Here is a 9106-nt window from a genome sequence, read left to right as displayed (position 1 = left end):
CCCTACCCCGCCGCCCCCATTGTTGCTTCGGAGGGCTCGCCGGCGCCCAGGCCCATCTGCTTGTTGTAGAGCTGGGCGTAGCGGCCGTTCTGGCGCAGCAGTTCCTCGTGGGTGCCCATTTCGGTCAGCTGGCCGCGCTCGACGGTGATGATGCGGTTGGCCTGGCGCACGGCCGACAGCCGGTGCGCGATGATGATCACCGTCCGCCCGGCCGAGATGGTTCGAAGGTTGGCCTGGATGATCTCCTCGCTCTCGGCGTCGAGGGCGGAGGTGGCCTCATCGAGGATCAGGATGCGCGGATCGGTGGCCAGGGCCCGGGCGATGGCCAGCCGCTGACGCTGGCCGCCGGAGAGGTTGCCGCCGCGCTCGTCGATGCGGCTGTCATAGGCTTCGGGCAGTTCCAGGATGAACTCGTGGGCGCCGGCCATGCGGGCCGCCTCGACCACCGTCTCCATGCTCATCGCCGGATCGGCCAGGGCGATGTTCTCGCGCACCGAGCGGTTGAAGAGGATGTTCTCCTGCAGCACCACGCCCACCTGGCGGCGCAGCCAGGCCGGGTCGACCACCGACAGGTCGACGCCGTCGACCAGGATGCGGCCCCGCTCGGGAGTGAACAGCCGCTGGACCAGCTTGGTCAGGGTCGACTTGCCCGAGCCCGAGGGGCCGACCACGCCGATCACCTCGCCCGGGGCGATCTCCAGGCTGAGATCGCGCAGCACTTCGGGCCCGTCGGGGCGGTAGCGGAAGCTGACCTTCTCGATGATGATATGGCCGCTGACCGAGGGCAGGCTGGCGCGCGAGGGTGAGGAGGCCGGTTCGCTGGGGGTGTTGAGGATGTCGCCCAGCCGGTCGACCGAGATGCGGGCCTGCTGGAAGTCCTGGGCCAGCTGGGCCAGGCGCAGCACCGGCCCGGCCACCTGGCCGGCCAGCATGTTGAAGGCCACCAGCTCGCCGACGGTCAGCTTGCCGTCGATGACCAGCTTGGCCCCGAAGAACAGGATGCCGACCGTGCCCAGCTTGTTGATCAGCTGGATGGCCTGCGAGCCCCAGTTTGCCAACATTCTCGCGTTGAAGCTGGACTTGATATAGCCGGCCAGCTGGCCTTCCCAGCGGGTCTGCATCTGCGGTTCGACCGCCAGGGATTTCAGCGTCTCGATGCCGGTCACCGCCTCGACCAGGAAGGACTGGTTCTCGGCCCCTCTGGCGAACTTCTCGTCCAGCCTGGCGCGCAGGATCGGCCCGACCAGCATGACCACCAGCGCATAGAGCGGCAGGGTGACCAGCACGATCAGCAGCAGCTGGGGCGAATACATGTACATCACCACCAGGAAGACGACGGCGAACAGCAGGTCGAGGACCGCGGTCAGGGCCGAGGAGGTGAGGAACTCGCGGATATTCTCCAGCTCGCGCACCCGGGCGACCGAGTCGCCGACCCGCCGGGCCTGGAAATAGGCCAGCGGCAGGTGGGTCAGGTGGCTGAACAGCTTGCTGCCCAGCTCGGCGTCGACCCGGCTGGTGGTATGGGCGAAGAGATAGCTGCGCAGGCCGCCCATCACCACGTCGAACAGCGATACGGCCAGCAGACCGACGGCCAGCACCTCCAGGGTGGTGATGCCCTTATGGACCAGCACCTTGTCGACGACGATCTGGAAGAACAGCGGGGTGATCAGGCCCAGCAGCTGCAGGAAGAAGCTGGCCAGCAGCACGTCGCGCAGCAGGTGGCGGTATTTGACCAGGGCCGGGATGAACCAGGTGACGTCGAAGGCCCGTGTGGCGCCGGCGACGCGCTCGCGGGTGGTCATCAGCAGCAGTTCGCCGGAGAAGACCTGCCCGAAGTCGGCCAGGCTCTCGGCCCGGGGCGCGTCCTCGTCGGGGCGGAACAGCAGCACCCGATCGCCGGCCGCCTGCAGCAGCAGCACGAAGCTGCCGTCGTTCAGCCGGGCGATGGCCGGCAGCGGGTGGCGCGACAGCTTCTCGGGCTTGGCTTGGATGGTGCGGGCCTTGACGTCCAGCCACTTGGCCAGGCGCAGCAGGTCGGCGGCCTTGGTGGGACCGACGCCGGCCCCAAGCTGGTGGCGAAGCTGGTCGGGCTCGGCGGGCCGGCCCAGAAAGCCCAGCAGGGCCGTCAGGCACAGCAGGCCGCTGTCCGGCGCTGGGTCGTTCGCGCTCTCACCTGGAGCCGGCGCCACTTTGGAAATCCCCCCGAGATCACGCTCCTACACGGCTTGCGCGTGATCACAGGCGAGACGCTAGTCCCGATTTGGAGATAGTCCACGCGACAAAATGCTAGCCCCGATAGAAACCTGTGGATATCTTTTGCGGGGAGTTTACCCACGACGCAACCAAGAATTGCTCGAGGCGACCCGATCTTCCGAAGCGCGCGCCGGGGGCCGTCGGCCGCCGCAAATCGCCCTCCGCCGCGCTGGTAGGGACGGTGGGACTCGAACCCACACACCTTGCGGCTGCGGATTTTAAGTCCGCTGCGTCTACCATTCCGCCACGTCCCCGCGCAGGCCAGGCAGGCCTAGCGCAAAGGCGTTACGGCGTCGATTGCGAAGGTTCAGAAGCCCTTCTTCAGGTCCTCGCGGCTGTCCAGGTTGTGCTTGCTGATGTCCATGTCGCGATCGGCCTGGTCCTTGAGGCGCTGGCGTTCGGCGACGGTCATGCAGATCTTCCGCGGACGGTTGGAGCCGACCACGTGTTCGCGGGTGCAGACGATCCGGTTGGGGTCGTTCTTGTCGGGCTTGACCGCCGGCGCCGAGGGCGCACCGGGGCTGGGTTGGTCCGCCGAGGCGGCGGTCAGGCCAAGGACCGCCAGGCTGGCGGCGATCAGGGTCGGAAGGAGGACACGACGCATAGTACGGTCTCCAAAGATCGAGGCCGGCTAACGAGGGCGGCTTGCGGCCGCCCTCGCCCGGCGGGCGCCTAGTTGTCGCCGCCGGTGGCCTTCAGGTTGACGTCGATATTGTGCTTGCTGATGTCCATATCGCGGTCGGCCTGATCCTTGAGGCGCTGGCGTTCGGCGACGGTCATGCAGATCTTCTGCGGGCGGTTGGAGCCGACCACGTGCTCGCGGGTGCAGACGATCCGGTTGGGATCGTTCATGTCGACCTTGGGCTTGGCCCCAGGGGTAGCGGGGGCCGCCGGGGCCGAGGGTGCGGTCGGGCTGGACGCGGGCTGATCGGCCAAGGCGGCCGAAACGGTAAGCAGGCTGGCGGCAACGGCCATAAGAACGACGCGGCGCATCGGACGATCTCCACAAATGCAACTGGACTACGACTCGGCTGAGTTTCAGGCACCGCCGCTCATCCCCATTCCCGCATAATACCCATTTCCAGGCGTTAACGGTCAAGTGAACTTGGTGTCACGTCACCCGCTATGGGGCAGGGTCGAGCCGAGTCATCTTTGCCACCCCAACGGCGGCCAGGGCCGATTCCAGCTCCGCCAGGGTCGCCTCGACCTCGGCCGGATCGCGCCCGCGGATGACCAGCTGCGAGCCGTAGCCTTCCTGCGAAAAGAACGGATAGCTGCCCAGCGACAGGTCCGGATGGGCCTTGGCCACCGCCTCCAGCGGGGCGGCGATGACCCCCTCGCCCGAGCCGTCGACCTTGAGCGTGCGCGAGAGGGTCACCGCCCCGCCCTCCAGGCGCGGGCCCACGTCTTCCAGCATGCCGCGCATGATGGCCGGCACCCCGGCCAGCACGAAGACGTTGCCGATCTGGAAGCCCGGCGGGCCCTGGACCGGGTTCTTGACCAGGCTGCCGCCGACCGGCACCCGCGCCATCCGCCGGCGGGCGGCGTTCAGCTCGCCGGCCCAGCGGGCGGTCATCATGGCGATGATCTCGGGGTGTTCGTAGAGTTCGACCCCGAACGCCTTGGCCACGCAGTCGGCGGTGATGTCGTCATGGGTGGGGCCGATGCCGCCGGTAGTGATGACATAGCTGTATTTGCCGCGCAGATGGTTCAGCGCCTCGACGATCTCGTCCTCGTCGTCGGGCACCACGCGGGCCTCGGCCAGGTCGACGCCGAGCGTGCCCAGATAGCGGGCGATGTGGTTGAGGTTGGTGTCTTGGGTGCGGCCCGACAGAATCTCGTCGCCGATGATCATCACCGCGGCGGTCACACGTTTCTGGCTCGCCATGGCGACCTCCGCTTCTGTACATCTGCGCCCCTGATCCGATAGAGGCCCCATGGAATTCCCGCAACCGCTCAGCCACGGCGTCCTGGTCAGCTGGCATAAGGGCTTTCAGGTGGGTATCGCCCACCGACCCCTTTTCAGATTACGCAAAGGCCCGGCGCCAAAGGAGCTGTCTGATGACGAGCGCTTTCGACCTCCAAGCGATGGAAGACCGCATCAAATCCGAGTCCATCAACGTGTTGATGTCCATCCAGTCCTATAGGGTGATCGAGCCGTCCTACTTTGACCGCCTACGAGGCGCCGTTAGCGATGCCGTCGCATTCTACAAGGACGAGCCAGACGCGCCGGCGGTGGTCATCCAAGAGATTGAAGACGCGGCGCAGATCATTCGCAACGAGGCGCATGCCTTCGAGGGACGAACAGTCGCCTGTCTTGAAATGGCTGACTGGCTTGGCGCTGCGCGGGATCAATTGCTCTTGGGTCGGGAATGAAATTTCCGAGCCTGTTACTCCACGGCCGCCTCGTCAGCCGCTACAAGCGCTTCTTCGCCGACGTCGTCCTCGACGACGGGACCGCGGTCACCGCCCACTGCCCCAACCCCGGCGCCATGCTGGGGGTCAACCAGCCGGGGATGGGGGTGTGGCTGTCGAGGTCGGACGACCCCAAGCGCAAGCTGGCCCACACCCTGGAGCTGGTCGAGGTCGGCAACGGCCTGGTGGGCGTCAACACCCTGGCCCCCAACCGCCTGGTCGCCGAGGCGCTGGCGGCGGACGCCATCCCCGAGCTCGCCGGCTACCAGACCATCCGCCGCGAGGTGAAATACGGCGAGGCCAGCCGGGTCGACTTCCTGCTGACCCATCCAGGCCGCCCGGCCTGCTGGCTGGAGATCAAGAACTGCCACCTCTCGCGTAACCCCCCGCTGGCCGAGTTCCCCGACTGCGTGGCGGCGCGGTCGGCCAAACACCTGCGCGAGCTGCAGGCCATGGTTCTGGCCGGCGACCGGGCGGTGGTGCTGTTCACGGTCCAGCGCCAGGATTGCGAGGCCTTCAGCGCCTGCCGCGACATCGACCCCAAGTTCGCCGCCGCCCTGGACGAGGCGGCGAATGCTGGTGTCGAGGTACTGGTCTATGCCTGCGGGATGACGACAGGCGGGATCGGGATCGACCGGCGGATCGACTGGCGGCGGTAGTCAGTCCGCCGCCGCGAAGTGGGCCATCTGGTCGTCATAGGCCTTCTTGAAGGCCGGGCGGGCCGTGGCGCGGGCGACATAGGCCTTGCAGGCGGGATAGGCCGCCAGCCCGCCGAACTTATCGACCGCCCGTAGCACGTCCGCCATCAGGATGTCAGCGACCGAGAAGCCGCCGGCTACCAGCCATTCGCCCCCAGCCAGGACGGCCTCCATGCGCTGCAGCCGCAGCGTCAGGAAGTCGTCGAAGAACTTCCAGGCCGTGGTGTCCTCCTTCTCGCCCATGAACCTGAACAGCGTCCAGGGCTGGCTGGCGGCCTCGACGGACGCGAGCGCCGCGAACAGCCATTCCTTGACCTCGTTCCGGCCGCTGGGATCGGCCGGCATCAGCCGGTCGCTCTTCTCGCCCAGGTGCAGCAGGATCGCCCCGCTCTCGAAGACCGTCATGTCGCCATCGGTCAGCCACGGGATCTGGCCGAAGGGCTGGTGGGCGAAATGTTCGGGCTGGCGGTCCTTGAACGGCGTCGAGGCGACGCGGTAGGGCAGCCCGGCCTCCTCCAGAGCCCAGCGGACCCGCAGGTCGCGCACAAGGCCCCGGGGTGGCGGGGGAACCCAGTCGTAGGTGGTCAGAACCAGGTCGCTCATTCGAAATCTCCAAGGAACGCGGGAAGTTTGTCGAGGAGGCCGTTCCAGCCCGCCTCGTGACTTTTGCAGGCCTCTTCGTCGGGCAGTCGCTCGTGGGTCAGGGTCAGCTCGGTTCCACCCTCGAACGGCTCAAGCCGGAAGGTCACCAGCGACTCTGGTTCCGGCGCCCCGGGCAGGTCCCAGGTGAAGACCAGCCGCTTCTCGGGAACCACCTCCTGATAGATCCCGGTCGGGTTGTGCTCGTCGCCATTGAGCAGTCGGAACACGACGCTGAAGCGGCCGCCCCGACGCACGTCGGCCACCACGCTGAGGGTCGGCCCCGCATCGGGCCCCCACCACTGCAGCATCTGTTCGGGCCGGGTGATCGCCGCCCACACCCTGGCGGGCGAAGCCTTGATGCGGCGCACGATCGTGACGCTGGGCAGGGTCATGACTGGCCATCCTCTTCGACAAACGCCACGAGCCGGTCGAGACTGGCCGTCCAGAAACGCTCGTAGCGTTCGAGCCAGGCCATGGCCTCGCGCATCGGCCCCGCCGAGAGGTGGACCGCCACGGTCCGACCGGTCTTGGTCCGGGTGATCAGGCCGGCGTCGGACAGCACATCCAGATGCTTCGTCAGGCCGGGCAGCTTCAGCGACAGCGGCCGGGCCAGTTCGCTGACCGAGAGCCCGGATTCCTCGTTCAGCCGCTGCAGGACATACCGCCGGGTGGGGTCGGCCAGCGCGGCGAACGTGCGGTCCATGGCCGAGGCTTTATACTTCACCATATAGCGAAGTGTTTCCTATTCGACCGGCCGAGTCAATAATCGCGGCTCGACCGGCGTGCGGCCCGGACAATGCAGCGATGGGAGACGCCGGATGACGACCCGCCAAGTCCTGGCCGAGGCCATCCTGGCCCGGGATGCCGGAAGGCCGGCCGAGGCGCTCGACCTCTATGCCCGGGCCGGCGAATTGGCGCGGCAAGACGGCGACGCTGTCCTGCTGGCCTTCGCCCTGCGGCACGTCAGCGATCTGGCTCGCGAGCAGGGCGACGCCGGGCGCGCCCTGGACACAGCCCGCGAGGCGGTCAGCCTCTATCGGGCCCTGCCGGACGCTCCGCCGCTCGACCTCGCCAACGCCCTGCGGCTCGCCGCCCTGGCGCTGGCGGGCGATGAGGCGCGCGATCTCTGGCGCGAGGCCGGCGAACTCTACGTCCTGGCCGGCGCGCCGGCGGGCGCGCGGGAGTGCAGGGCCAGGCTCGCCGCCCGCTAGCCCCTCACATACTGGTTGAACCACTCGATCATCCGCGCCCAGGCCTGCGGGGCGGTGACCTTGTTGTAGCGTTCGGGGGTGGCGTCGTTGAAGAAGCCGTGGACCGAGCCCGGCCACAGGTGGCCCTCGTAGGTGATGTTGTTCTTCTTCAGCTCGGCCTCCTGGGCGGGCCAGCCGTCGGCCAGGCCCTTATCCAGGGCGCCGTGGTTGACCAGGATGGCGCCTTTGATTTTCGGCACGTCCTCCGGCTTGGTCGGCGAACCGTAGAAGGGGGCGGCCGCAGCCAGATCCGGGCCCAGCATCGCGGCCAGGGTGTTCGAGACCCCGCCGCCGTAGCAGAAGCCTGTCGCCCCGATCTTCCCCGAGCAGTCTGGCCGGACCTTGAGCCAGCGGGCGGCGGCGGCGAAGTCCTGGTTCAGCTTGGCCCGGTCCAGCTTGGCGAAGGCCTGGCCCCCCTTGTAGTCGTCGCCCGGATAGCCGCCGACCGTGCTCAGGGCGTCGGGGGCGAAGGCCATGAAGTTCTCCAGGGCGAACCGCCGGGCGACGTCCATGGTGTGGGGGTTCAGGCCACGGTTCTCGTGGATCACGATGATCCCGGGCAGCCTGGCCGGCGTGGCGGTGCGGGTGTCGGCGCTGAAGGGGCGGACCAGATAGCCCTTGATTGAGCCCAGGCCGTCCGGCGAGGGGATGGTCTCCCAGGTCGCCTTGATACGCTCGTCATCGCCCCGCACCACCTGGCCCAGAGCGTAGTTGGGCATCAACGCCTCGACGATGGCCGTGGCGGTCAGGCCCGCCACGGCATAGCGCTTGGCCCCGTCCAGGAAGGCCCGCCGGCTGATCTCGCCGTGGATGAAGCGGGTGTAGAGGTCCACCGCCTCGGCGGGGATTTTCTTGTCGCCCATGGCTCGCGTCCCTCGATCTGTGCGCCGGCCGCCGCGCGTCTGTTGAAGTTTTATGCTAGGAACATGACATAGGCATGCGGCGCATTCGATAGCGCCGCCAGGAGCAGTGATGTCCGATACCGACTACATCGACGCCGAAGTCCGTGACGGCGCGATCAAGATCCATGGCCCCGAAGGGTTCGAAGGCATGCGTGTCGCCGGCCGGCTGGCCGCCGAGTGCCTGGACATGCTGACCCCCCACGTCCAGCCGGGCGTTTCGACCGCCGAGCTGGACCGGCTGGCCCGCGAGTTCATCCTGGACCACGGCGCCCTGCCCGCCTGCCTGTTCTACAAGGGCTACAGCCACACCGTCTGCATCTCGCCCAACCATGTGGTCTGCCACGGCATTCCCAGCGACAGGCCCCTGCGCGAGGGCGACATCGCCAATATCGACGTCACCGTCATCGTCGACGGCTGGCACGGCGACCACAGCCGCATGTATGGCGTCGGCCGCGTTTCGACCCGGGCCCGGCGGCTGGTCGACGTCACCTACGAAGGCATGAAGCGCGGCCTGGAAGCCATCAAGCCCGGCGCGACTCTGGGCGATGTCGGCCACGCCATCCAGTCCTACGTCGAATCGCAGCGCTGCTCGGTGGTGCGCGACTTCTGCGGCCATGGCCTGGGCCGGGTGTTCCACGACGCCCCCAACATCCTCCACTTCGGCCAGAAGGGTCAGGGCCCGGTGCTCAAGCCCGGCATGTTCTTCACCGTCGAGCCGATGGTGAATACCGGCAAGCCACAGGTGAAGGTGCTGAACGACGGCTGGACCGCGGTCACCCGCGACAAGTCGCTGTCGGCCCAGTGCGAGCACTCCATCGGGGTGACCGAGACCGGCTATGAGGTCTTCACCGCCTCGCCCAAGGGCCTGTTCCAGCCGGCGATCCTGGCGGAGGCATAGCCCTCCTGACGCTTGGGGCTTGCACGCCGGCCACAAGAACGTATCATG

The 9106-nt window shown here is 67.7% G+C and carries 12 protein-coding genes and 1 tRNA gene; 4 read left to right on the top strand and 9 right to left on the bottom strand.

Going from position 1 to position 9106, the window contains the following annotated elements:
• Positions 1-2: 2 nt before the first annotated feature.
• The 5 genes from QO010_RS01120 to QO010_RS01100 form a co-directional block, all read right to left on the bottom strand.
• Positions 3-2189: a type I secretion system permease/ATPase gene (locus tag QO010_RS01120; protein WP_307344817.1), complete on the bottom strand. Its 2187-nt coding sequence runs from the start codon at positions 2187-2189 to the stop codon at positions 3-5.
• 234 nt (positions 2190-2423) lie between these two features.
• Positions 2424-2507 (bottom strand) — tRNA-Leu (locus QO010_RS01115).
• 53 nt (positions 2508-2560) lie between these two features.
• Entirely contained in the window at positions 2561-2857 is a 297-nt protein-coding gene (locus tag QO010_RS01110) for a hypothetical protein (RefSeq protein ID WP_307344815.1), read from the bottom strand.
• 68 nt (positions 2858-2925) lie between these two features.
• Positions 2926-3246, bottom strand: coding sequence for a hypothetical protein (locus tag QO010_RS01105; RefSeq protein WP_307344813.1), 321 nt, complete (start codon positions 3244-3246; stop codon positions 2926-2928).
• 130 nt (positions 3247-3376) lie between these two features.
• Complete coding sequence (locus QO010_RS01100; RefSeq protein WP_307344811.1) at positions 3377-4141, bottom strand: competence/damage-inducible protein A; 765 nt, start codon at positions 4139-4141, stop codon at positions 3377-3379.
• Between the two features lie 173 nt (positions 4142-4314).
• Between QO010_RS01100 and QO010_RS01095 the strand changes: the two genes are divergently transcribed.
• Positions 4315-4629 (top strand): hypothetical protein, encoded by a 315-nt coding sequence (locus QO010_RS01095; protein WP_307344809.1) that lies wholly within the window; start codon positions 4315-4317, stop codon positions 4627-4629.
• A complete protein-coding gene (gene sfsA / locus QO010_RS01090; RefSeq protein ID WP_307344807.1) occupies positions 4626-5327 on the top strand; it encodes a DNA/RNA nuclease SfsA in 702 nt (233 codons plus the stop codon). Before QO010_RS01095 ends, sfsA begins: the two co-directional genes overlap by 4 nt.
• Here sfsA and QO010_RS01085 read toward each other — a convergent pair whose 3' ends face one another.
• Genes QO010_RS01085 through QO010_RS01075 form a run of 3 tightly spaced genes read right to left on the bottom strand, consistent with a single transcriptional unit; the run spans position 5328 to position 6711 of the window.
• Positions 5328-5969: a glutathione S-transferase family protein gene (locus QO010_RS01085; RefSeq protein WP_307344805.1), complete on the bottom strand. Its 642-nt coding sequence runs from the start codon at positions 5967-5969 to the stop codon at positions 5328-5330.
• Positions 5966-6400, bottom strand: coding sequence for an SRPBCC family protein (locus tag QO010_RS01080; protein ID WP_307344803.1), 435 nt, complete (start codon positions 6398-6400; stop codon positions 5966-5968). The genes QO010_RS01085 and QO010_RS01080 overlap by 4 nt, the downstream gene beginning before the upstream one ends.
• Positions 6397-6711 carry an ArsR/SmtB family transcription factor gene (locus QO010_RS01075; protein ID WP_307344801.1) on the bottom strand — a complete coding sequence of 105 codons (315 nt, stop codon included), beginning with the start codon at positions 6709-6711 and terminating at the stop codon, positions 6397-6399. The genes QO010_RS01080 and QO010_RS01075 overlap by 4 nt, the downstream gene beginning before the upstream one ends.
• A 115-nt stretch (positions 6712-6826) precedes the next feature.
• Here QO010_RS01075 and QO010_RS01070 point away from each other — a divergent pair, with 115 nt between their 5' ends.
• Positions 6827-7219: a tetratricopeptide repeat protein gene (locus QO010_RS01070; RefSeq protein WP_307344799.1), complete on the top strand. Its 393-nt coding sequence runs from the start codon at positions 6827-6829 to the stop codon at positions 7217-7219.
• Here QO010_RS01070 and QO010_RS01065 read toward each other — a convergent pair.
• Entirely contained in the window at positions 7216-8121 is a 906-nt protein-coding gene (locus tag QO010_RS01065; RefSeq protein WP_307344797.1) for a dienelactone hydrolase family protein, read from the bottom strand. The two genes, QO010_RS01070 and QO010_RS01065, sit on opposite strands and share 4 nt — an antisense overlap.
• Positions 8122-8230: 109 nt before the next feature.
• On the opposite strand from QO010_RS01065, the gene map reads away from it, so the two are divergent.
• Positions 8231-9058 (top strand): type I methionyl aminopeptidase, encoded by an 828-nt coding sequence (gene map / locus QO010_RS01060; RefSeq protein ID WP_307344795.1) that lies wholly within the window; start codon positions 8231-8233, stop codon positions 9056-9058.
• The last annotated feature ends 48 nt before the right edge of the window (positions 9059-9106 follow it).

Source organism: Caulobacter ginsengisoli (genome assembly GCF_030814835.1).
Lineage (GTDB): Bacteria > Pseudomonadota > Alphaproteobacteria > Caulobacterales > Caulobacteraceae > Caulobacter > Caulobacter ginsengisoli.
This window is presented reverse-complemented; position numbering and strand designations above follow the sequence as displayed.

What these genes read in the sequence shown, in the direction of transcription:
- sfsA (WP_307344807.1), top strand. Translation starts at nt 4,626, where the DNA reads ATGAAATTTCCGAGCCTGTTACTCCACGGCCGCCTCGTCAGCCGCTAC.
- QO010_RS01085 (WP_307344805.1), bottom strand. Translation starts at nt 5,969, where the DNA reads ATGAGCGACCTGGTTCTGACCACCTACGACTGGGTTCCCCCGCCACCC.
- QO010_RS01080 (WP_307344803.1), bottom strand. Translation starts at nt 6,400, where the DNA reads ATGACCCTGCCCAGCGTCACGATCGTGCGCCGCATCAAGGCTTCGCCC.
- QO010_RS01070 (WP_307344799.1), top strand. Translation starts at nt 6,827, where the DNA reads ATGACGACCCGCCAAGTCCTGGCCGAGGCCATCCTGGCCCGGGATGCC.
- map (WP_307344795.1), top strand. Translation starts at nt 8,231, where the DNA reads ATGTCCGATACCGACTACATCGACGCCGAAGTCCGTGACGGCGCGATC.
- QO010_RS01065 (WP_307344797.1), bottom strand. Translation starts at nt 8,121, where the DNA reads ATGGGCGACAAGAAAATCCCCGCCGAGGCGGTGGACCTCTACACCCGC.
- QO010_RS01110 (WP_307344815.1), bottom strand. Translation starts at nt 2,857, where the DNA reads ATGCGTCGTGTCCTCCTTCCGACCCTGATCGCCGCCAGCCTGGCGGTC.
- QO010_RS01100 (WP_307344811.1), bottom strand. Translation starts at nt 4,141, where the DNA reads ATGGCGAGCCAGAAACGTGTGACCGCCGCGGTGATGATCATCGGCGAC.
- QO010_RS01095 (WP_307344809.1), top strand. Translation starts at nt 4,315, where the DNA reads ATGACGAGCGCTTTCGACCTCCAAGCGATGGAAGACCGCATCAAATCC.
- QO010_RS01075 (WP_307344801.1), bottom strand. Translation starts at nt 6,711, where the DNA reads ATGGACCGCACGTTCGCCGCGCTGGCCGACCCCACCCGGCGGTATGTC.
- QO010_RS01105 (WP_307344813.1), bottom strand. Translation starts at nt 3,246, where the DNA reads ATGCGCCGCGTCGTTCTTATGGCCGTTGCCGCCAGCCTGCTTACCGTT.